This window comes from Streptomyces sp. DI166 (genome assembly GCF_900091315.1).
Classification (GTDB): Bacteria; Actinomycetota; Actinomycetes; order Streptomycetales; family Streptomycetaceae; genus Streptomyces; species Streptomyces fuscus.
This window is the reverse complement of the sequence record NZ_FLSP01000039.1, coordinates 18927-41109: the sequence shown is the minus strand read 5'-3', so window position 1 is coordinate 41109 and position 22183 is coordinate 18927. Positions and strand designations below refer to the sequence as shown.

At 72.7% G+C, this 22183-nt stretch carries 21 protein-coding genes; 12 read left to right on the top strand and 9 right to left on the bottom strand.

The window, feature by feature from the left end; translation table 11 throughout:
- Positions 1–143: 143 nt before the first annotated feature.
- Positions 144–284 (top strand): hypothetical protein, encoded by a 141-nt coding sequence (locus GA0115233_RS41110; RefSeq protein WP_176711875.1) that lies wholly within the window; start codon positions 144–146, stop codon positions 282–284.
- 217 nt (positions 285–501) lie between these two features.
- On the opposite strand, the gene GA0115233_RS20130 is transcribed toward GA0115233_RS41110, so the two are convergent.
- Positions 502–1203 carry a CBS domain-containing protein gene (locus tag GA0115233_RS20130; protein WP_176711874.1) on the bottom strand — a complete coding sequence of 234 codons (702 nt, stop codon included), beginning with the start codon at positions 1201–1203 and terminating at the stop codon, positions 502–504.
- 298 nt (positions 1204–1501) lie between these two features.
- Between GA0115233_RS20130 and GA0115233_RS20125 the strand changes: the two genes are divergently transcribed.
- Positions 1502–2194 (top strand): response regulator, encoded by a 693-nt coding sequence (locus GA0115233_RS20125; RefSeq protein ID WP_093721646.1) that lies wholly within the window; start codon positions 1502–1504, stop codon positions 2192–2194.
- Here the strand turns inward: GA0115233_RS20125 and GA0115233_RS20120 are convergent.
- From GA0115233_RS20120 to GA0115233_RS20090, 7 genes are all read right to left on the bottom strand, one after another.
- Positions 2175–2522, bottom strand: coding sequence for a cupin domain-containing protein (locus GA0115233_RS20120; RefSeq protein WP_093721645.1), 348 nt, complete (start codon positions 2520–2522; stop codon positions 2175–2177). The two genes, GA0115233_RS20125 and GA0115233_RS20120, sit on opposite strands and share 20 nt — an antisense overlap.
- 12 nt (positions 2523–2534) lie before the next feature.
- Entirely contained in the window at positions 2535–3371 is an 837-nt protein-coding gene (locus GA0115233_RS20115) for a class I SAM-dependent methyltransferase (protein WP_093721644.1), read from the bottom strand.
- Between the two features lie 109 nt (positions 3372–3480).
- Entirely contained in the window at positions 3481–4116 is a 636-nt protein-coding gene (locus GA0115233_RS20110; RefSeq protein WP_255310271.1) for a vitamin K epoxide reductase family protein, read from the bottom strand.
- Positions 4113–4895 (bottom strand): respiratory nitrate reductase subunit gamma, encoded by a 783-nt coding sequence (gene narI / locus GA0115233_RS20105; protein ID WP_093721643.1) that lies wholly within the window; start codon positions 4893–4895, stop codon positions 4113–4115. Before narI ends, GA0115233_RS20110 begins: the two co-directional genes overlap by 4 nt.
- A complete protein-coding gene (gene narJ / locus GA0115233_RS20100; RefSeq protein WP_093721642.1) occupies positions 4892–5659 on the bottom strand; it encodes a nitrate reductase molybdenum cofactor assembly chaperone in 768 nt (255 codons plus the stop codon). The genes narI and narJ overlap by 4 nt, the downstream gene beginning before the upstream one ends.
- A complete protein-coding gene (gene narH / locus GA0115233_RS20095) occupies positions 5656–7191 on the bottom strand; it encodes a nitrate reductase subunit beta (RefSeq protein ID WP_093721641.1) in 1536 nt (511 codons plus the stop codon). Before narH ends, narJ begins: the two co-directional genes overlap by 4 nt.
- 1 nt (position 7192) lies before the next feature.
- Positions 7193–10891, bottom strand: coding sequence for a nitrate reductase subunit alpha (locus GA0115233_RS20090; RefSeq protein WP_093721640.1), 3699 nt, complete (start codon positions 10889–10891; stop codon positions 7193–7195).
- Positions 10892–11162: 271 nt separating this feature from the next.
- Here GA0115233_RS20090 and GA0115233_RS20085 point away from each other — a divergent pair, with 271 nt between their 5' ends.
- The 10 genes from GA0115233_RS20085 (at position 11163) to GA0115233_RS20040 (ending at position 21948) form a co-directional block, all read left to right on the top strand.
- Entirely contained in the window at positions 11163–11954 is a 792-nt protein-coding gene (locus GA0115233_RS20085) for a DUF2249 domain-containing protein (RefSeq protein WP_093721639.1), read from the top strand.
- A 34-nt stretch (positions 11955–11988) separates the two neighbouring features.
- Complete coding sequence (locus tag GA0115233_RS20080; RefSeq protein ID WP_093721638.1) at positions 11989–12492, top strand: hypothetical protein; 504 nt, start codon at positions 11989–11991, stop codon at positions 12490–12492.
- 314 nt (positions 12493–12806) lie between these two features.
- Positions 12807–14036 carry a TIGR04053 family radical SAM/SPASM domain-containing protein gene (locus GA0115233_RS20075; RefSeq protein ID WP_093721637.1) on the top strand — a complete coding sequence of 410 codons (1230 nt, stop codon included), beginning with the start codon at positions 12807–12809 and terminating at the stop codon, positions 14034–14036.
- Positions 14033–16636: a multicopper oxidase domain-containing protein gene (locus GA0115233_RS20070; RefSeq protein ID WP_093721636.1), complete on the top strand. Its 2604-nt coding sequence runs from the start codon at positions 14033–14035 to the stop codon at positions 16634–16636. The genes GA0115233_RS20075 and GA0115233_RS20070 overlap by 4 nt, the downstream gene beginning before the upstream one ends.
- Positions 16636–17082, top strand: coding sequence for a hypothetical protein (locus GA0115233_RS20065; RefSeq protein ID WP_093721635.1), 447 nt, complete (start codon positions 16636–16638; stop codon positions 17080–17082). Before GA0115233_RS20070 ends, GA0115233_RS20065 begins: the two co-directional genes overlap by 1 nt.
- 53 nt (positions 17083–17135) lie before the next feature.
- Entirely contained in the window at positions 17136–18128 is a 993-nt protein-coding gene (locus tag GA0115233_RS20060; protein ID WP_093721634.1) for an Acg family FMN-binding oxidoreductase, read from the top strand.
- 250 nt (positions 18129–18378) lie between these two features.
- A complete protein-coding gene (locus GA0115233_RS20055; RefSeq protein WP_176711879.1) occupies positions 18379–19593 on the top strand; it encodes an MFS transporter in 1215 nt (404 codons plus the stop codon).
- A gap of 29 nt (positions 19594–19622) precedes the next feature.
- Positions 19623–20096 (top strand): hemerythrin domain-containing protein, encoded by a 474-nt coding sequence (locus GA0115233_RS20050; protein WP_093721632.1) that lies wholly within the window; start codon positions 19623–19625, stop codon positions 20094–20096.
- 153 nt (positions 20097–20249) lie between these two features.
- Positions 20250–21194 (top strand): C45 family autoproteolytic acyltransferase/hydolase, encoded by a 945-nt coding sequence (locus GA0115233_RS20045; protein ID WP_093721631.1) that lies wholly within the window; start codon positions 20250–20252, stop codon positions 21192–21194.
- Positions 21195–21264: 70 nt separating this feature from the next.
- A complete protein-coding gene (locus GA0115233_RS20040; RefSeq protein WP_093721630.1) occupies positions 21265–21948 on the top strand; it encodes a 2-phosphosulfolactate phosphatase in 684 nt (227 codons plus the stop codon).
- Here GA0115233_RS20040 and GA0115233_RS42405 read toward each other — a convergent pair.
- Positions 21911–22174 (bottom strand): DUF6188 family protein, encoded by a 264-nt coding sequence (locus GA0115233_RS42405; protein WP_369691375.1) that lies wholly within the window; start codon positions 22172–22174, stop codon positions 21911–21913. The two genes, GA0115233_RS20040 and GA0115233_RS42405, sit on opposite strands and share 38 nt — an antisense overlap.
- Positions 22175–22183 lie beyond the last annotated feature (9 nt).

Genomic DNA, 22183 nt, shown 5'->3' with positions numbered 1-22183 from the left:
CAGTGGAGCGACGCTGCGGGGGATCAGCGCCGCTCCACGATCAGCGTCCCGCGGGCACCGCCTCGCCGAGCAGGTCCGCCCGGTACCCGCCCGATGCCCGACCGGCCCCGAGTTCCAGGGCCCAACGGCCCACACTTCCGGGCATGCCCCAGGGACCGAGCACCGAGGGCGGTGGGGCTGCGGTGCTCGGTCTGGGCGGCGTGGGTGGGCGGTTTGCGCGGGCCCGGGTGGTCGTCGGGTCCGGTGGGCGGGCGCGGGCCGCGTCCAGGGCGGGCGCCGAGTGACGTGGTGTCGCGCGGGGTGGTGGCCGAGCATGGGCAGGACGTGCGGCTGCGGTGCTCGGCCTGGGCGGTATGGGTGGGACTGCGCGGGCCGAGGCGGTTTGCCGGGGCCGGTGGCTGGGCTGTGGTGGGTCGGCGCGGTGGCGTTTCGTGCTCGTGCCGCGCGGGTCGGCTGCTCAGTGCGTACGGGTGTCGTGGGGCCCCGCCCGGGGGCTTGTGCTCAGTGGCCGAGTACCGACGGGTGCCGCGTGGGCGACTCGGTGTCGTCGACCCGGTACGTCAGCTCGTTGACCACGCCGACGACGCCGTCCACCCGCCACGTCAGCTGGATGGCGAGCGCGATGTCGCTGCGCTGCTCCACCTGCCCGGCGAGCGTGACCATGCCGTCGTGGACCGAGACGTCGGCGGAGTGCGGCGGCAGGCCCAGGGCCCGGACGAGGACCGCGTCGACGACGTCCCGGCGGATCTCCCCGTCCGTGCGCAGGAAGACGCGCAGCAGGTCACGCCGGGTGGCGATGCCGATCAGCCGGTCCTCCTCGTCCACCACCGGCAGCCGGTTCACGCGGTGGCGCTCCATGACCCGGGCGGCGTCCTCGACGCGCTGCTCCGGGTGCACGGTGATGGCCGGCGACGACATCAGCTCGGCGGCGGTCGTGGCCTGGCCCGCCAGGAAGGCGTCGCGCAGCGGGCGGCGCGAGGCGGGCGTACGGGACCGCCGCGCACCGGCGTGCGCGGACCTGGCCGCCTGGCGGCGGATCAGGTCGGTCTCGGAGACCACGCCCACCACCTTGTCGTCGTCGTCCACCACGGGCAGGCCGCTGATGCGATGGCGGTCCAGCAGCCGCGCCAGCTCCTTGAACGACGTATCCCGGCGTGCTTCGACGACCTCGCTGGTCATCACCTCGCCGACAGTGCGGGCCATCGGGCAACTCCCTTCGTCGTCCGCCGCCCGTGAGGCAAACGGACCGGCGTTGCTCTAGAGCGTCACCCACGCATTGGGCTCCGGGGGAGAGGCCGAGGGTCCCTGGCCGGGGTCCGAATTGCCCGGGCTTGCTCGGTGGCGGCGACCTGGGCCGACCGGGTATCCGTGACCGGTAGGGCCGACAGGCCCTGGCCCTTCGGCCCCGGATGACGCAAGATCAACGACAGACAGGTCCCGTACCGCGCGGCGCGCGCGTGCGGCACGGGCGAGCGGACAGCGCGGAACGAGGTGCATCCCGATGGCGGACGGCGAGCAGCCGGGCCCCGACAACCCGATCCGGGTCTTCCTGCTGGACGACCACGAAGTCGTACGACGCGGAGTGCACGACCTCCTCAACGACGAACCCGACATCACCGTCGTCGGCGAGGCCTCCACCGCCGAGCAGGCCCTCACCCGCGCCCCCGCCCTGCGTCCCCAGGTCGCGGTCCTGGACGTGCGGCTGCCGGACGGGGACGGCGTGACCGTGTGCCGGGAGCTGCGCTCGCGGATGCCGGAACTGGCCTGTCTGATGCTGACCTCGTTCGACGACGAGGAGGCCCTGCTGGACTCGATCATGGCGGGCGCCTCCGGGTACGTGCTGAAGCAGATCAAGGGCTCTGACCTGGTGTCGGCCGTGCGGACCGTCGCCTCCGGCCAGTCCCTGCTCGACCCGAGCGCCACGGCCAAGCTGATGGCGAGGCTGCGCCAGGGCCCGGACCCGGAGCCCGAGCCGGACGCCCTGCCCGGGCTGACCGAGCGGGAGCGGGAGATCCTCTTCCTGATCGGCGAGGGGCTGACCAACCGGCAGATCGGCCAGCGCCTCTACCTCGCCGAGAAGACCGTCAAGAACCACATCTCCCGCCTGCTGGCCAAGCTCGGCGTGGAGCGCCGCATCCAGGCCGCCGTCATCGCCACCCAGGCCCAGGACCGGCTCAAGCAGCAGGGTCACTGACAGCCGTGGGCCGCGGGTCGGCCAGCATCGTCAGCAGCATGACCGTGGGCTCGACGGCGTGCACCGAGTGCGGCATCCGTGCGGGCATGTGGATCCAAGTGCCGGGCTCCGCCTGAGTTTTCTCGTCCCCCAGGACGAGATCCAGGCGGCCCCGGATCACCTGGATCACCACGGGCAGCGCGGAGGTGTGCTCGGTCAGTTCCTGCCCCGCCGCGAAGGCGAAGCCGACCACGCGGAGCCGGTCGTCGCGGTACAGCACCCGGCTGAGGGTGCCGTCCTCGGGCAGGGGGAGTTCCTCGGTCAGGTCGGTGATCACGGTGGCGGTCATGGCGCTGTCTCCTCAGCCGGTCGGGGTGGGGGCGGCGACCAGACTGATCGCGCCCAGATGGGCCTGGTGGCGGCGGAAGACGCGGCGCATCTCCCGCACCCGGCGCCGGGCCACCGGGTCGCGCAGGGCCCGGCCGGTGATGCGTACGGCCCCGGCGAGCCCTTCGTCGGCGACGAGCCGGCGCGGTTCGAGCAGCGCCATCGGCGCCCGGCGGCGGGCGGTGACGGTGAAGCCCTCGGCGGCGAGAAGCGCGGTCCAGTCGGACGGGGTCAGCGGGCGGGCGCCGACGTGGATGGCCTCGCCGAGGTCCCGGGTGACGGCGGCGGCGTGCTCCGCCTCCAAGTCCTCGGGCAGCAGGCACAGTTCGTGGACGGCGTACCGGCCGCCGGTGCCGGCGAGCAGACGGCGGGCCTCGCGTACGATGCGGCGCTTGGCGGGGTCGGGCTGCATGGTCAGCATGGCCTCCCCGTAGACGACGGTGGCGCTGCCGGAGGGCAGTCCGGTGTCCGCGGCGTCGGCCCGTACGGCGGTCACCTCGGTCGCGCCGGGGGCGAGGAGGGCGCCGAGGTGGGCGACGGCCGCGGGGTCACGGTCGACAGCCGTGTAGGCGGCCGGGCGGCGTTCGAGGGTCATCCGGCCGGTGGTGCCGAGTCCCGCGGCGAGTTCCACCACCCGGTCCTCGGGGCCGACGGCCAGGGTGTCGAGCATCCATCGGGTCAGTTCCAGCCCGCCGGGGCGCAGCACCCGCTTGCCGAGGCGGGCCAGCAGCCAGTGGCCGGGCATCCGGGAGGCGTCGAGCCCGTCGCCGGGCAGCGGGGCGGAGTCGGGGAGGGGGTTCGTCGATGCCATGTCGTGCCTCGCTCTCTGCCGGCACCGATGGTTCTTAGGTGAACCTAACCTCAGTCGGGGGCGGGATGCGGGGGCTGAACGTCCCGACTCCGGGGCCGGGCGGACCCGGTCACAGCAGGCTGCTCCAGTACGACCAGAAGCGGGTGAGGACGAGCAGCGCGATCACCCCGTACCAGGCGCCCAGGAGCAGGACGTGCGTGTCCCGGACGACCTCCCACACCGCGCGCGGGACCCGGAGGATGCCCTCCTCCATGCAGTGCACGCTCACGTACCAGAACAGGGCGATGGTCACGGTCCACACGACGACGCAGTACGGGCAGATCTTGTTCAGCTCGTACAGGGACTGGCCGATCAGCCAGTGCGTGAACACCACCCCCGCCAGCGCCCCGCCGCCCAGAGCGAGCCACAGCCCCCGGTGCAGCCGCGCCCCGAACAGCACGGCGACGCCCAGGGCCGCCACGGCGGCGAACGCGCCGAGCCCGAGCAGCATGTTGGGGAAGCCGAACAGGCTGCCCTGCGGGCTGGACATGACGCTGCCGCAGCTGACGACCGGACTGATGTTGCAGGACGGCTGGTAGGAGGGGTCCCGCAGCAGCCGCCAGTCGTCCAGGGTGAGCTGGAACGAGGCGAGCCAGCCGACGGTCCCGGTGACGACCATCACCCAGGCGGTTCGGCGCCGCCCGCCCGTCTCGGCGGGGCGCCGGACGGGCGGGGCGTCGGGGGTGAGCGCGGACCCCTGGCTCATGCGGCCCGCCGGGTCCCGGCCGACTGCGAGGACCGGCCGCCCGGAGCGGGCGCGGCCGCCGTGGTGGCCCGCCGCCGGTAGACCAGGTACGGCCGGGCCAGGTACCCGATCGGGGCGCTCCACACATGGACGAGCCGGGTGAACGGCCAGGCCGCGAAGAGGAGACAGGCGCTCAGGGCGTGGAGCTGGAACAGCAGCGGCGCCTCCGCGATGGCCTCCGGCCGGGGCTGGAGGGCGAACAGGCCGCGGAACCAGACGGAGACGGTCTCGCGGTAGTCGTAGCCGCCGCCGAAGACGTTGTGCGCGGCGGTCGCGGTGATGCCCAGCACCACGGTGACGGACAGCAGCGGGAACAGCAGCTTGTCGCTGCGGTCGGTGCCGAGCCGGATGCTCCGGGTCAGCAGCCTGCGGGCGCACAGCATGCCCAGGCCGGTGACCATGGCGACGCCCGCCACCGAACCGGCCCACACCGCCGTGGTGTGGTACGCGTGCTCGCTGATGCCCACGGCCTCGGTCCACGAGTCGGGGATGGCAAGGCCCACCACATGTCCGGCGATCACCATGAAGGCGCCGAGGTGGAACAGCGGGCTGCCCCAGCGCAGCCACCGGTGCTCCAGGAGCTGGCTGGTGCGGGAGGTCCAGCCGAACTGGTCCTGCCGGTAGCGCCAGACGTGGCCGACCGCGAACACGGCGAGGCAGATGTAGGGCAGGGCGACCCACAGCAGCAGGTCGGCGCCGCTCGTCGAGGCGGCGGCCCAGGAGGTGTCGGCGGCGTTCATCGGGGGCCTTCCGAAAGGGTGGGCGGGGCGGGCAGGGGCGGCACGAAGGTGCCCGGGGGCGCGAACTCGCCGTCCCCGTAGGCGCCGTAGGGGTCGAGGCCGACCTCCTCGTTCGGCGGGCCCTCGGCGGCGAGCTTGGCCAGCGCCGCCTCGTCGGCCTCGGTGGGCGGCGGCAGGAGGGTCAGCAGGGCGGCGAGCACATGCCGGTAGGGGGAGTCGGCGTCGGTCAGCGCGCGGTGGATCAGCTCCAGCCCGCGCCGGTGCTGGCGCAGCGGGGCCTCGCCGCCGGCCGGCCCGGCCAGCGCCGCGAACTCCAGGACGACCGGCAGATGGTCGGGCAGCTCACCGCCGCCGATCTCCCAACCGGCCGCCCGGTAGCGCTGGTTGAGGGTGAGCAGGGCCATGCCCCGGCGGCGGGTGTCGCCGTGCAGGTAGTAGGTCAGGTACAGGCTGCTCTTGCGGCGCAGGTCGAACATCTCGACGTAGTGCCGTTCCAGCGCGTCCAGTTCCTGCCCGGTGAACCAGTCGGTGAAGGCGGCCAGGTGCTCCCTGGCGGGGGATTCGGGCAGCGCCCGGACGGTCGAGGTCAGCACCGCTCCGGAGGCGGCCAGTTCACTGTCCGGGTACTGGAGCGCGAGCGAGCACAGTCGCAGGACCAGGGTGCGTGCCTCGGTCTCCTCGGGGGTGAGCCGCGTCGGGCGGCGCACGGCCGCGCGGACCTTGGTGCGGACCCGGGTGGGGAGCGACGGGGACAGCGGGCTCATGCGTGGCCTCCGGAGGGGGCTTCGGGCGTACGGCGGCGCAGGGTCGGGATGCCGAGCATGACCTTGCGGGGCTCCGGCTCGCCGGAGGTCTCGACCGGGCAGCGGTTCTCCATCGCGGTCAGCGCGGCCGCGTCCTCCTTGTGCGCGGCCGGGACGACGTACCGGTCGTTGTACTTGGCCACCGCCAGCAGCCGGTGCAGGTCCTGCGCCTCGCGCGCGGTGAGCCCGACGGCCTTCAGGGCGGTCTCGTCGCCGTCCTCGCCGAGGGTGCGCTCACGCATGTACGAGCGCAGCGCGGTCAGCTTCATCAGCACCCCGGCCACCACGTCCGTGTCCCCGGCGGTGAACAGCTCCGCCAGGTACTCCAGCGGGATCCGCAGCCGGGTGACGGCCGCGAAGACGTGGTCCGGGTCGTCCTGGTTGCCGCCCGCCGCGTCCACGGCGTCCAGCACCGGCGACAGCGGCGGCACGTACCAGACCATCGGCAGGGTGCGGTACTCCGGGTGCAGCGGCAGCGCCACCTTGTACCGGGACACCAGGGCGTACACCGGGGAGCGGCGGGCCGCGTCCAGCCAGTCCTCGGGGATGCCGGACTCCCGTGCCGCGGCGGCGACTTCGGGATCGTGCGGGTCGAGGAAGACGTTGCGCTGGGCGTCCAGCAGGTCCTTCTCGTCCGGCGTCGCGGCGGCCTCTCCGACGCGGTCGGCGTCGTACAGCAGCAGGCCCAGGTAGCGCAGGCGTCCCACGCAGGTCTCGGAGCAGACGGTGGGCTGGCCGGCCTCGATCCGCGGGAAGCAGAAGGTGCACTTCTCGGCCTTGCCGGTGGCGTGGTTGACGTACACCTTCTTGTACGGGCACGCCGTCACGCACATCCGCCAGCCGCGGCACCGGTCCTGGTCGACCAGCACGATGCCGTCCTCGACCCGCTTGTACATCGCGCCGGAAGGACAGGCCGACACACAGGCCGGGTTGAGGCAGTGCTCGCACAGCCGGGGCAGGTGGAAGAGGAAGGTCTGCTCGAACTCGAACTTGACCTTCTGCGCCCACTCACCGCTGAGGTTGGGGTCCGCGCCCGCGTTCTCGGGCGCCCCGCCCAGGCCGTCCTCCCAGTTGGCGCCCCAGGTGATGGCGGTGGGCCTGCCGGTGAGGACCGAGCGGGGACGCGCGACCGGGATGTCCTTCTGGGCCGGGGCGTTGACCAGGTTGTCGTAGTCGTACGTGACCGGCTCGTAGTAGTCCTCGATGGACGGCAGGTCCGGGTTGGAGAACAGCGACAGCAGCCGCTTGATCCTGCCGCCCGAGCGCAGCACCAGTCGGCCGCGCTTGTCGAGCATCCAGCCGCCCTTCCACTGCTCCTGGTCCTCGTAGCGGCGCGGGTAGCCGACGCCGGGCTTGGTCTCGACGTTGTTGAACCAGGCGTACTCGACGCCGGTGCGGTTGGTCCACGTCTGCTTGCAGGTGACCGAGCAGGTGTGGCAGCCGATGCACTTGTCGAGGTTCATCACCATCGCGATCTGTGCCATGACGCGCATGTCAGTACTCCACTTGCTGGCTGCGGCGGCGGATGACGGTGACCTCGTCGCGCTGGTTGCCGGTAGGGCCGTAGTAGTTGAAGGCGTAGGTGAACTGCGCGTAGCCGCCCGCGAGGTGGGTGGGCTTGAGCAGCAGCCGGGTCAGGGAGTTGTGGATGCCGCCGCGCCGGCCGCTGACCTCGGTCTTCGGCACGTTCACGTTGCGGTCCTGGGCGTGGTACATGTACACCGTGCCCTCGGGCATCCGGTGGGTGACCACCGCTCGCGCCGCGACCACGCCGTTGCGGTTGTACGCCTCGATCCACTCGTTGTCCTTGACGCCGATCTTCTCGGCGTCCGCGAGCGACATCCAGATCGTCGGGCCGCCGCGGGACAGGTCGAGCATGTACTTGTTGTCCTGGTAGTTCGAGTGGATGGACCACTTCGAGTGCGGGGTGAGGTACCGGACGGTGACCTCGGCCCGGCCGTCCTCGTTCAGGTGCTCGTCGCCGTAGTGCCGGGGGGTGTTCAACGGCGGCCGGTAGACGGGCAGTTGTTCGCCGAACTCGGCCATCCAGTCGTGCTGGACGAAGAAGTGCTGGCGGCCGGTGAGGGTGTGCCAGGGCTTGAGGTGCTCGGTGTTGATGACGAAGGGCGAGTAGCGGCGCCCGCCGGTCTCCGAGCCCGACCACTCGTAGGACGTCATCACCGCGCGCGGCTGGGTGCGGGTGTCGGCGAAGGTGATGCGCTCCGCCTCCCGCTCCGAGGCGAGTTCCACCAGCCCCTCGCTGCCGGTCTGCCGCTCCAGTTCGCGGAAGCCCTCGGTGGCGAGGCGGCCGTTGGTGGTGCCGGACAGGGCGAGGATCGCCTCGCACATGTCGGACGCGGTGGCCAGCGCGGGCCGGCCGGCGGCGATACCGTCGCGCACGGTGCCGCAGCGGCGGCGCAGTTCGTCCAGTTCCTTGTCCGGGTGGACGGTGACACCCTTGGTGGTGGTGCCGAGGGTGTCCAGCAGCGGACCCACCGCGCGCATCTTCTCGGCGGTCGCGCCGTAGTCCCGCTCGATGACGACGAGCTTCGGCATGGTCCTGCCGGGGATCGGTTCGCACTCGCCTGTGCGCCAGTCCTTCACGGTCCCGCCGGGCTGGGCGAGTTCGTCGGGGGTGTCGTGCAGCAGCGGCACGGGCAGGACGTCGGTGCGCCTGCCCAGGTGGTCGGCGGCCAGTTCGCTGAACCGGTCGGCGATCGCGAGGAACGTGTCGTAGTCGGTGCGGGCCTGCCAGGGCGGGGCGATGGCCGGGGTGAAGGCGTGCACGAAGGGGTGCATGTCCGTGCTGGACAGGTCGTCCTTCTCGTACCAGGTCGCGGCCGGCAGGACCACGTCGGAGAGCAGTCCGGTGGAGGTCATCCGGAAGTCGATGTCGACCAGCAGGTCGAGCTTGCCCTCGGGTGCTTCCTCCCGCCACACCACGTCCTCGGGGCGGCCCTCCGGCGGGGTCTCCGCGGAGCGCACGGCGGCGTCGGTGCCGAGCAGGTGGCGCAGGAAGTACTCGTTGCCCTTGCCGGACGAGCCGAGCAGGTTGGCCCGCCAGACGGTCAGCACGCGCGGGAAGTTGGCCGGGTCGTCCGGGTCCTCCGCGGCGAACTTCAGCCGTCCCGCCTTCAGTTCGGTCACGATGTGCTCCTGGACCGTACGGCCCAGCGACTTCGCCTCGTCGGCCAGGTCCAGCGGGTTGCGGTTGAAGCCGGGGTGCCCCGGCGTCCAGCCCAGGCGCACCGCCTGGGCGAGCACATCGGCGAACCCCTTGCCCGCGAACCGGCCCTCGCCCAGCGGGGAGGCCAGCTCGTCCGGACCGAACGCCTCGTAGCGCCACTGGTCGGAGTTCAGGTACCAGTAGGAGGTCCCCGCCATGTGCCGGGTCGGCCGCTGCCAGTCGAAGGCGAACGCCAGGTGCTGGAGTCCGGTGACGGGGCGGATCTTCTCCTGGCCCACGTAGTGCGCCCAGCCGCCGCCGTTGACGCCCTGGCAGCCGGTCATCGTCACCAGCGCCAGGAACGCGCGGTAGATGGTGTCCGAGTGGAACCAGTGGTTGGTGCCCGCGCCCAGCGCGATCATCGAACGGCCCTGGGTGCGCTCGGCGTTGCGGGCGAACTCCCGGGCGATCCGGGCCGCCTGCTCGGCGGGCACCGAGGTGACGGTCTCCTGCCAGGCCGGGGTGTACGGCTGCGAGGCGTCCTCGTACGACTCCGGCCACGAGCCCGGCAGGCCCGGCCGCTGCACGCCGTACTGGGCGAGCATCAGGTCGAAGACGGTGGTCACCAGACGTCCGCCCACGCGCCGCACCGGCACCCCGCGGACCATGACCGAGCCGCCCTCGGTGCCGCCCTCGTCGAAGCGGGGCAGGGCGACCGCGACGGTGTCCTCGGCCGTGTCCAGCAGGCTCATCTCGGGCACGGTGTCGCCGAGGTCGAGGTTCCAGCGGCCGGGCTCCGAGTCGCCCCAGCGGAAGCCGAGGGAGCCGTTGGGCACGACCGGCTGTCCGGTGGCGGAGTCGATGAGCACCGTCTTGGACTCGGCGTTCTCGGTGTCGCGGCCCAGGTCGGCGGCGGTGAGGAAGCCGTCGGGCACCAGACCGTGCTCGCGCTCGCGCAGGGTCACCAGGAAGGGGGCGTCGGTGAACTTGCGCATGTAGTCCCGGAAGTACGGCACTTCACGGTCGACCAGGAACTCGCGCAGGATGACATGGCCCATGGCCATCGCCAGCGCCCCGTCGGTGCCGGGGTGCGGGGACACCCACTCGTCGGCGTGCTTGACGTTGTCGGCGTAGTCGGGGCTGACCGCGACGATCTTGGTGCCGTTGTAGCGCGTCTCGGTCAGGAAGTGCGCGTCGGGGGTGCGGGTCACCGGGATGTTGGAGCCCCACATGATCAGATAGCCGGCGTTCCACCAGTCGGCTGCCTCCGGCACGTCCGTCTGGTCGCCGAAGACCTGTGGCGAGGCCACCGGCAGGTCCGCGTACCAGTCGTAGAACGACAGCAGCGTGCCGCCGATCAGCGACATGAAGCGGGCGCCCGCCGCGAACGAGGCCATGGACATCGCCGGGATCGGCGAGAAACCGGCGACCCGGTCCGGGCCGTACGCCTCGATGGTGTGCACATGGGCCGCGGCGATCAGCTCGGTCACCTCGTCCCAGTCGGCGCGCACCAGGCCGCCCTTGCCACGGGCGCGCTTGTAGGCGCGGGCCTTCGCCGGATCGCCGGTGATCTCCGCCCAGGCCGCCACCGGGTCGCCGAGCCGGCGGCGCGCCTCGCGCCACAGCTTCAGCAGCTCGCCCCGCACGTAGGGGTAGCGGACGCGGCTGGGGGAGTAGGTGTACCAGGAGAACGAGGCCCCGCGCGGGCAGCCGCGCGGCTCGTACTCCGGGCAGTCCGCACCGATCGACGGATAGTCCGTCGCCTGGTGCTCCCAGGTGATGATGCCGTCCTTGACGTACACCATCCATGAGCAGGAACCGGTGCAGTTCACGCCATGCGTGGAGCGCACGACCTTGTCGTGTGCCCAGCGGTCCCGGTAGAAGCCCTCCCACGTGGGGTCACCGGCGCCGAACACGGCACGGCCATCGGCCGAAACCTCACGGCGGGTCAGCAGTCTGCGGGCGGCCAGCGGCCAGCCCTCATTGGCGCTCGGCGCCTGACGCCGTGCTGTCTGATCGTTCTCCATGGCCAGGAACCTAGGTCTCGGGCGCCGCGCTGTACCTGGGTCCCGCGGGTCCTCCTGTGACGACCTACCGGCCCTATCCGGCCACCCGCAATAGGGACCATTGGTCCTGGTGAAGGGTCTGCTCGGCCGGGTCGGCGGGCGGGGTCGGCGATGCAGGGTTGGCTCAGACCGAACCGCGTACGGCGCACCGCCCGCCGTTCGGTCCCGCGCAGCCACATTCCGCGCACCGCACCGGTCGGCCCGCACCGGCCGTCACCCGCAGGAGTCCGCCATGAGCTCAGTCAGCCTCGCCTCGGCCCCCGAGGACGCCACCGCCCTGGAAGCCGCCGAGGCCCATCACGCCCGCCTCGCCGGTGAACTGGCCGGACGGGTCAGCATGCTGCTCACCGCGGCGGACCGCGACCCCGGCGCCGCCGCCCGCATCCACGCCGGACTGGTGACCTTCTGCGAGCGCTCCCTGCTGCCGCACGCCGCCGCCGAGGAGGCCGTGCTCTACCCGGCCGCCCACGCCCTGCCCGAGGCCCGCCTGCTCGTCGAGAGTCTGATCGGCGAACACCGCGCCCTCAAGGGGCTCGTCGCCACCCTGCGCGACGCGCCCCGCTCCGCGTCCGTCGCCGCCGACGCGCGCGCCCTGCAGGTCCTCTTCGAGGAGCATGTCGCCAAGGAGAACGGCCTGGTGCTGCCGCTGCTTGCCATGACTCCCGAGGTGTCCCTGGCCGGGCTGCTGGAGGAGATGCACCACCAGCACGCCGATGGCTCCGACACCGCCGAGGGCGAGCCGGAGGAGCGGCAGGGCGGCTGCGGCGGGACCTGCGGCTGCGGCGGCTCCGACGACACCGCGGAGCCCGAGCTCGACGTCCGCGCGGTGCCGCACTCCATCCGGCACGCCACCGTCTTCGGCGCCCTCGCCGCCGTGCCCGCTGGCGGCGCGATGGTGCTGGTCGCCCCGCACGACCCGCTGCCGCTGCTCGCCCAGATCGAGCAGCACAACCCGGGCGTCTTCGCCGTGGACTACCTGGAGCGCGGACCGGAGACCTGGCGGCTGCGGCTCGCCCACCGCTGAACCCGGGACCCACCGAGAGAAGGACGGACAGGACATGGATGGATCGCCCCGCCGGGCCCCCCTCCTGCTCGGCACGGTCGGCGCCGCCCTGGTCGCCGCCGGACCGGTCATGCTGTGGCGCGGACGCAGCGCCAGAAGGGAGATACGCGCCGAACTGGCCGCCCAGAAGATCGCCTTCCCCGAGCGCGGGCTCCCCGTCGAACTCGCCCGGCACGCCGGCCAACCCCTGGAGACGGGACCGCAGGCCCACGCCTACGCCGAGTTCATTCGCGGGAACGTCGCCCACGCCACCAACGGCCGCAGCTACGCGGAGATCACCGCCGAACTGCACGCCGCGGGCGGCGACGACGAGAAGCTCACCGAGCTGCGCCAGACCGCCTTCATGGGCCAGTCCCTGCGCGCTTCCCTGCTCTCCGCCTACCAGGCATGGCAGCTGACCACCCTGGTCACCGGCCTCGGCGCCGCGCTCACCGGCCTCGGTGCCGCCCTGCTGGCCACCGCCGACGCCCTGACGGAGCATCCGGCCCGCCTGCCCTGAGAACGGCCCTGAGAACGGCCCCCCGAGAACGGACCGCTCCGAGAGGGGCTGCCCCGAAAAGGGACCAACGGCCCTGTCCCGCAAGACCATCGGCCGCCGCGCCGACCGCCGCCGCCGGTGGATGCTGACGGCGACCGATCCGGAGGTACCCCCGTGCACGACCACATCGACCGCCCCCGAGGCCGATACCACCGCTGTCGCTCGCGGTGGGCGCCGCGTACGGTCCGGTCCGGTCACCGTCCGGCCGCCCGCCTCGTCTGCCCTGACTCCAGGGCGGCCGGACACAGCCCGTGGGCCCTGGGCAGGGCCGCCCGATGAACACCACGAACCAGACCGCCGTACGGCGTCAGCGGCACGACGCGGGGGAGCGGCCGTTCATCGTCATCTGGGAGTCCACCCGCGCCTGCCCGCTGGCCTGTCTGCACTGCCGCGCCGAGGCCGTGCCCGACCGCGACCCGCGCGAGCTGGACACCGAGGCCGGAAAGGAACTCCTGCGCCAGGTCGCCGAGTTCGGCCACCCCGCACCCCTGTTCGTGATCACCGGCGGTGACCCCTTCCAACGTCCCGACCTGAACGAACTCATCGCCTACGGACGCGAGATCGGCGTACGCGTCGCGGTCTCCCCGTCCGGCACGCCGACCCTCACCCCGGCACGCCTGAAGGCGGTGCACGAGGCCGGCGCCGTGGGCCTCTCCCTCAGCCTGGACGGCTCCACCGCCGACATCCACGACACCTTCCGCGGCGTCCCCGGCGTCTTCCGCTGGACCCTCGACGCCTGGGACGCCGCCCGCGCCCTCGGCATGAAGGTGCAGATCAACACCACCGTCACCCGGCACAACCTGCACGACCTGCCCGACATCGTCCGCCTGGTCGCCGAGCACGGCGCCATGCTGTGGAGCGCCTTCTTCCTGGTGCCCACGGGCCGGGGCCGCGCCCTCGGCGCGCTCACCGCCCAGGAAGTGGAGGACCTCCTCAACTTCGTCTACGACGTCGGCCTGACCGTGCCCGCCAAGACCACCGAGGCCCACCACTTCCGCCGGGTCGCCCTGCAGCGCCAGATCCTCGCCGCCAACGGCGACGACCACACGGCGGTGCTCGGACTGGGCCCGCTGTACCGGGAGTTGAGCGAGGCCGTCGCCGCGCTGGGCCTGGACTCGACGGCACGCCGGGTGCGGCGTCCGCCGCTGGACGTCAACGCGGGCCGAGGCTTCGTCTTCGTCTCGCACACCGGCTCCGTGCACCCGAGCGGCTTCCTCCCGCTCGGCGCCGGGAACGTCCGCGACACCCCGCTCACCCGGATCTACCGCACCTCGGAGCTGTTCACCGGCATGCGGGACGCCGACCGGCTGGGCGGCCGGTGCGGGGCCTGCGAGTTCCGCCGGGTCTGCGGCGGCTCGCGCTCCCGCGCCTACGGCGTGACGGGCGACCCGTACGCGGAGGAGCCGTGGTGCTCCTACGTGCCCGGGTCCTTCCCGCACCAGCGGGAACTGGCCGCCCTGCTGTCCGGCGGGGCGGCCGCGCGGCAGCAGCGAGGAGTGGCATGACCAGCATCGCCAGCGGGCCCACCAGCACGGGCGACGCGCGCTACCCCAGCCGGTTCCGGGAGTCCGGCGTGAAAGCCCGTCATCTGCGCGCCCACGTCCTGGTCGTGGCCTGGCTGGGCCTCGCCCTGCTGGCCGTCGCCGCGCAGGACTCGCTGTCGGTATCCCGCTGGCTGGCCGTGCACATGTTCCTGCTCGGCGCCGTCACCACCGCGATCCTCATCTGGAGCGAGCACTTCGCCGTAGCCCTGCTGCACGCCCGCGTCCCTGACGAACGCTGGGGCACCGCCCGCCTCGCCACCGCCAACATCGCCGTCGCCGGACTGCTCATCGGCGTATGGAGCGCCACACCCGTCCTGACCGCCGTCTTCGCCGTCCTGCTGGTGGCCGCGGCCACCGCCCACCTGGTGATGCTGGTCCGCCTGGGCCGCGGCGCCCTCGGCGGACGGCTCAAGCCGATCGTCTCCTACTACCGCGCGGCCACGGCGGCCCTGATCGCCGGGACCCTGCTCGGCTGGCTGCTGTCCAACGGCGGCGCCGGACCCGACCGGTACGCGGGACTGCGCCTGGCCCACCTGCACGTCACCCTGCTCGGCTGGATCGGACTGCCCGTCCTGGGCACCCTGTTCATGCTGTGGCCGACCGTGCTCGGCGTCCGTATGAAGGAGCGCACCACCAAGGTCTCCCGCTGGGTACTGGCCCTCACCGGCAGCGGACTGCTGGTGGCCGTCACCGCCCTCGCGCTCGGCTGGCGCTGGCCGGCCGTGGCGGGCCTCGCCCTCTACGCGGAGGGCGTCGCCCTCGCCGTCAACCTGTTCGTCCGTACCGTGCGCGGCCATCGGCCCGTCTCCGCCGCCGCGGTGTGGATGCTCGCGGCCGCCACCTGCTGGCTGCTGGTCGCGGTGGCCGCGGATCTCGCCCTGCTGGCCAGCCGGTCCCTCACCGACGCCCAGTCCGGTATCGACACGCTCATGCCGGTGCTGCTCATCGGGTTCGTCGCGCAGATCCTCATCGGCGCGCTCACCTATCTGCTGCCGGTCGTCCTCGCCGGGGGACCCCAGGACCGCGAAGCCGTCCGCGCGGTCCTCGAACGGGGCTGGCTGCCCCGGCTGGTGGTCCTCAACACCGGCATCCTGCTGGCGGCCCTCCCCCTGCCCGGCCCCGCCACCACGACCGGCGTCCTGCTCGCGGCGCTCGCCGGGGCAGCGTTCCTCGGCCTCGCCCTGGCCGTCCTGGCCCGGAGCGGCCGTTCACCCGAGAAGGGCACCTCACACAACCCCGCCCTGTGGGGCACCACGGCGGGCGTCGCACTGACCGTACTGGCCGTGCTCGTCGCCAACAGCGGCGGCGATCCGGGCACCGGGACCAGCGCCTCCGGAACCTCCCACGCGGCCACCGGCGACGTCCGCACCGTCGCCGTCACCCTGGCCCACATGCGGATCAGCCCCGCCCGCGTCGAGGTCGCCCCCGGCACCGCGCTGCGGCTGAAGGTCACCAACGACGATGCCCAGCGCCACGACCTCAAGGTCGAGAACGGCCCCGCCACCCCCATGCTCGGCAAGGGCGACACCCGCGTCCTCGACCTCGGCACCGTCACCGACGACCGCGAGGCATGGTGCACCCTGCCGGGCCACCGGGCGGCCGGGATGAGCATGGACATCGTCGTGAAGGACGGGTCGACCGACTCACCCGACGGGCACAGCGGGCACACCACCACGGCCACCGACGGCGCCCTCGACCTCGGCGCCGACTTCTCACCCGGCTGGCAGGCCCGCGACGCCGAACTCGCCCCCGCCCCCGGCGGCAGGCTCCACAAGCTCGACCTCCACGCCGGCCACACCACCGTGGAGGTCGCCCCGGGCGTGCGCCAGCAGATGTGGACCTTCGGCGGCACCGCACCCGGCCCCACCCTGCGCGGAAGGGTCGGGGACGTCTTCGAGATCACCCTCGTCAACGACGGCAAGGAAATGGGCCACGGCATCGACTTCCACGCCGGCTCCCTCGCCCCCGACCGGCCCATGCGCACCCTCCAGCCCGGCGAACGCCTGGTCTACCGCTTCCGCGCCGAGCGGGCCGGGGCCTGGCTGTACCACTGCAGCACCGCCCCCATGCTCCAGCACATGGGCAACGGCATGTACGGCGCCGTCGTCATCGACCCGCCCGGCCTGCCGAAGGTCGACCGCGAATACCTCCTGGTCTCCTCCGAGCTGTACCTCGGCACCCCCGGCAGCACTGCCCAGGTGACGAAGATGCGTCAGGGCGACCCGGACGCCTGGACGTTCAACGGCGTCGCCAACCAGTACGCCAAACAGCCGCTGAAGGCGAAGACCGGGGAACGGGCCCGCTTCTGGGTGGTCGCCGCCGGTCCCACCGACGGCATCGCCTTCCACATCGTCGGCACCGTCTTCGACACCGTGTACAAGGAGGGCACCCACCTCCTCAAGCCCGGCGACGCGGGCGGAGCGCAGGTGCTGGACCTCGCCCCGGCGCAGGGCGGATTCGTGGAGACCACCTTCCCCGAGGCCGGTCACTACGCCTTCGTCGACCACGACATGCGCCACGCCGAAGCGGGCGCGCACGGCATGGTGGAGGTGACCGACTGATGGACACCGTCGGCTGGTGGTCCCTCATCCGGTTCGCGCACGTGGCCGGCGCCGCCCTGTGGGTCGGCGGCCAGCTCGCCCTCTCCCTGGTGATCCTGCCGCTCGCCCGCCACCTGCTCGCCCCGGAGGCCAAGGACACCTTCACCGCCGCCGCGGGCCGCCGCTTCGGCATGCTCACCGGAGCGGTGTTCCTGCCCGTGCAACTGGCCACCGGCCTGGCCATGGCCTGGCACAAGGGCATCACCTGGGGCTCCCTCGCCGAACCCGGCTACGGCCGCACCTTCGCCACCAAGCTCGCCCTGTTCGTGGTGGTCATGCTCGCCGCCGCCGGACACGGCATCGCCCACTCCAAGGGCCGCACCGACCTGGCCCGCTCCCTGGCGGTCGTCTCCCTCGTCGGCTCCCTCGGTGTGGTCCTGCTCGCCACGGCCCTGCCCGCCACCTGACACCGACCGGCTGACGGGCTCCCACAAGGACAACAGAACACCGAGGAGGCATCATGCGTGCCCAAGCCGTGCTGGACGCGGCCACCCTGGAGTCGCTCCTGGCGGCCGCGGTGGCCGCCCCGTCGATCCACAACACCCAGCCCTGGCGCTTCCGCCTCGACCCCGACACCCAGGTGCTCCAGGTCCGCTCGGCACCGGAGCGCACCCTGCCGCTGGCCGACCCGGTGCACCGCGCCCAGTACCTGTCCGTGGGCGCGGCGGTCTTCAACCTCCGCCTCGCCGCCGTCCACTGGGGCTGGCGGCCCGAGGTACGGCTGCTGCCCGACCCCAACGACCCCGGCCTGCTGGCCGCCGTACGCCTGGCCGATCCGCTGCGCGCGGACGAGCGGCGCTCCGACCCCGGCCTGTACGAGGCCATCCAGCGCCGCCACACCAGCCGGATGCCGTTCACCGGCCGCCCGGTGCCCGAACCGGTCCTGGCGGAGATGACCACGGCCGCGCACGCCGCGGGCGCCCGCCTCCACCTGCCCGACTACGGCGGCACCCGCCGGCTGCTGCGGCTGACCGCGGCGGCCGAGGAACGCAGTCACGTCCACCCCGACCGCGCCGCCGAGACCCGCTCCTGGATCACCGCCCCCGGCGCCGACACCCCCTACGGCATCCCCGTCACCGCGCTCGGCCCGCCGGACGCGGGCCGCCGCCTGCCGATGCGGGACTTCACCGGCCCGCTGCCCGGCGTGCACCGCCCCGCGGTGTGGTTCGAACGGCATGTGCAGCTGGCCCTGCTGTGGACGACGCACGACCGCAGGCAGGACTGGCTGCGGGCGGGCCAGGCCCTGCAGTACGTCCTGCTCACGGCCACCGCCCACGGCGTACGCACCTCCCTCATGCACCAGGCCATGGAGTGGCCCGACCTGCGCGCCGCCGCGGTCCTCGCCCGGCACAAGCGGTGCCATCCGCAGATGCTGATCCGCTTCGGCTACGGCCCCGAGGGCCCCCGGACACCACGCCGCGACCTCGGGCTCTCCAAGGGGACGGGACTTTAGGCCCACCGGTCCGGGACTGTCCGGCCGGGGGCAGGGACCGGTGGCCCATCCCTCGCGTGACCGCTGGTGCGGAGAGTGGTGATGGGACACCGCCCAGCAGGCATCGGCCAGGTGGGGGAGGCGTGTCCAGGGTGGCGCAGTACCACCTGCACAAGACGAAAGGGACGGACACATGGTCCAGCCGTTGAAGTCGCAGAGCGGCGATTCGCCGTCAGGAGCACCGGCGTCGGTGCCCGGCCGGGCATGGCTGATGCTGAGCCTGGCCACGGTCGGCTTCGCCGTGAACTTCTGGGCGTGGGCGCTGCTCAGCCCGCTCGGCCCCCGGTTCAAGGACAGCCTCGACCTGTCGTCGTTCGAGCAGTCCCTGCTCGTCGCGGTGCCGGTCGTGGTCGGCTCCCTGGGCCGCATCCCGGTGGGCGCGCTCACCGACCGCTACGGCGGCCGGGTCATGTTCCCGATCGTGTCCGCGGCCACCATCGCCCCGGTGCTCTACCTGGGCCTGGCCGGACACGACTCCCTCGCCGCCCTGCTGATCGGCGGCTTCTTCCTCGGTATCGGCGGCACCGCGTTCGCCGTCGGCGTGCCCCTGGTCAACGCCTGGTTCCCGCCCGCCCGGCGCGGCCTCGCCATCGGCGTCTTCGGCGCCGGCATGGGCGGCACCGCCATCAGCGCGCTCACCACGGTCAAGCTGGTCGACGCGGGCGACATGGCCACCCCGTTCCTGATCACCGCCGCGGTCCTGGCCGTCTACGCCGCCGTCGCCGCGCTGCTGCTGCGGGACGCGCCCGGCCGCACCGTCCCGACCGAACCGCTCGGCCGCCGGCTGGCCGCCACCGTCCGGCTGCCCATCACCTGGCAGGCCTCCGCCCTGTACGCGGTCGCGTTCGGCGGCTACGTCGCCTTCTCCGTCTACCTGCCGACCTACCTCAAGACCGGCTACGGCCTCACCCAGGCCGACGCCGCCAACCGGATGGCCGGGTTCGTGATCCTCGCCGTGGCGATGCGCCCGATCGGCGGCTGGCTCTCGGACCGGCTGGGCCCGGTACGGGTCCTGGCGGGCTCGCTCGGCGTGGTCGTCCTCGGAGCGCTCGTCCAGTCCTTCACCCCGCCCCTGGCACCGCTGGGCACGATCGCCTTCCTCGCCATGGCCGCCGCGCTCGGCGCGGGCAGCGGCGCGACCTTCGCCCTGGTGGCCCTGCTCACCCCGGGCAACCAGGTCGGCTCGGTCACCGGTGTGGTCGGCGCCGCGGGCGGCCTGGGCGGCTTCCTGCCCCCGCTGGTGATGGGCTCGCTGTACGGCGAGTACGGCACCTACGCGGCCGGTCTGGTCCTGCTCGCCGTCGTGGCCACCGCCGCCCTCATCTACACCCTCACCGGGGTCAGGGCCGCGGCGGAGGGCGACGGCGCGCCCAAGGCGCGCGGCGGACGCCGGGCCGAGGCCCGTACCGCCGACACCACCGCGTAACGGCACCCCAGGAAGAGAGGACACGACCGGTGTGCGAGTACTGCGGCTGCCAGGCCCTGGAAACCATCGACGAACTCACCCAGGAACATGACGAAGTCGTCCGGCTCATCAGCCACCTCCGTGCCGCCCACGAGCGGGGCGGGGTGGCCCGGATGGCGGAGATCGCCCGCGAGATAGCGCGCGTGCTCGGCCCGCACACCCAGGTCGAGGAGCACGGGCTGTTCCCCGCCCTGGCCGGGGACTTCCCCGACCAGATCGCCGCCCTGGAAGCCGAACACCGCAGGATCGAGGCGGTCCTGGCCCAGGCCAACGGTGCCTATCTGGCCGACCCGGGCTGGCCCGACCGCCTGATGGACGCCATGGCCCTCCTGCGGGACCACATCCTCAAGGAACAGGACGGCGTCTTCCCGGCCGCACTGGCCAACCTCGACACCGAGGACTGGGAAGCCGTAGAGACGGTCCGGGCCCGGGCGGGCAGCACCCTGTCCCGCCCGGCGGCCTGAGGGCCACGGAAGGGAGCCGGACGTACGGGCCGACCCGTACGTCCGGCTCCCGCCTGCGCTGCCGGTGCCGTCGAACGTCATGGTCAATTCCGCGCGAAATTGGTTAGGTTGCTGTTCTCCCGCCCGCAGTCAGCCGAAGGAGAGTGGCGGCCCATGAGCGAGCTGCGGAAGACCTTCCGCGCCATCGACATCGGCGACGGAACGGACGGGCGCTGGGCCACCCACATACGCCCCATGTGGCCGCTCGCGGAAAGCTGGATGACGCAGGAGAGCCGAACCCCGGAAGGCGCCGCCCGGGCACGGCAGTTGTTCGAGACGCACCTGCCGGAACTGGTCCCGGTCCTGGACCGCCTGGCCGGGCAACTGGACCGTCCCGGCGGCGAGACCTTCCTCACCCTGGCCACCCTGCGGCCCTTCTTCTCGGGCTGCACCCAGATCGGCGCCGACGGCACCCTCCTGCGCAACTACGACTTCGCTCCCGACGACTGCGAGGGCACGATCGTGCGCTCGCACTTCCTGCGCCCGGTGATCGGTATGCAGGACGGGGGCTGGGGCCTGCTGGACGGCATGAACGACGCCGGGCTCGCCGTCTCCCTCACCTTCGGCGGCCGCTTCGTGCACGGCCCGGGTTTCGCCATCCTCATCGTCCTGCGCTATCTGCTGGAAACCTGCGACACCGTCGACCAGGCCGTCGCCAAACTCCGGACCGTCCCGATAGCCATCCCGCAGAACGTCACCCTCGTGGACCGGGAACGAGCGGTCACGGTCCACGTCGGCCCCGACATCCCCCTCACCGAGACCCCGGACGCCTGCGCCGCCAACCACCAGCACCTGCCGGTCCCGGAGGAACAGGAACGGTTCTCCCGCACCCAGGAACGCCTGCACACCATCCGCGCGGCCGGACCGGACGTGGCGGCGATGCTGAAGCCACCGCTGTACCAGACCGCGTACGACGAGGGCCTCGGCACGGTCTACACCGCCCACTACCGCCCCGCCGAGGGCCGCCTGACCTGCTACTGGCCGAACGACAGCTGGGAACAGTCCTTCGCCCGCTTCACCCCGGGCTCCCGCACGGTGACGCTCGGACAGCCGACGTGACGGACGGATACGACGCCGCCTCCAACGATCCCCGGGACGGAAGGCCCCGCCCTGCGCGATCATGAGCCGGATGGACACACGATTCCTCGGCATCCCCGAACTGACCGAAGTCCCGTCCGTGGCCGTGGTGGTGGACGTCATGCGTGCCTACACGGTGGCGGCCTGGGCCTTCGCGCAGGGCGCGGAGAAGATCGTCCTCGCCGGGTCACTGGACGAGGCCCTGGCCCTGAAGGCCGCGCACCCGACCTGGGTCGCCCTGAAGGACGGCCCGCCCGCTCCGGGCTTCGACACAGTCAACTCACCCGGCCTGCTGCGCTCGACCGACCTCGGCGGCCGGACCGTCGTACAGAAGACGACGGCGGGAACAGTGGGCGCACTGGCGGTGAAGGACGCGTCCCTCGTGCTGTGCGCGAGCTTCGTGGTGGCGGAGGCCACCACCGAGGTCCTCCGCACGCGCGGGGGCGACAGCATCACATTCGTGGTGACCGGCGAGGACGGCCGCGCCGACGAGGACCTGGCGTGCGCGCAGTACATCGCGCGCCGAGCGGCCGACCCCCGAACCGAGGCGACCGAGTACCTGACCCGAGCCGCCGACTCACGCGCGGCCCATGAGCTGACGGAGGGCATACGCGAGGGAGTCCACCCGGACGACGTATCCCTCTGCCTCGAACTCGACCGCTTCCCCTTCGCGATGCTGGCGACCTCGGAGGAATCGCTCATGACTCTGCGCAGGTACGAGGGGAGTACACCGTAGGCCGTCGGCCGGGACCTGCGACGAAGCGCCACCCGCTCGGCCCCGTGACCTGACAGGATGTCGTGTCCGCGCAGCATGTGAGATGCAGACCGTTGTCGAAGACCAACCGCAGTGAGCCTGACTTGAAGGCCACGGCGGACAGGATTGTGGCCCCGGTGAGTTCCGAGATGCTAGTTGGCTGCTGCGGGTCAGGCGCGCTGAGGGGACCCGGGGCAAACGGGTTGATCCTTTCAGA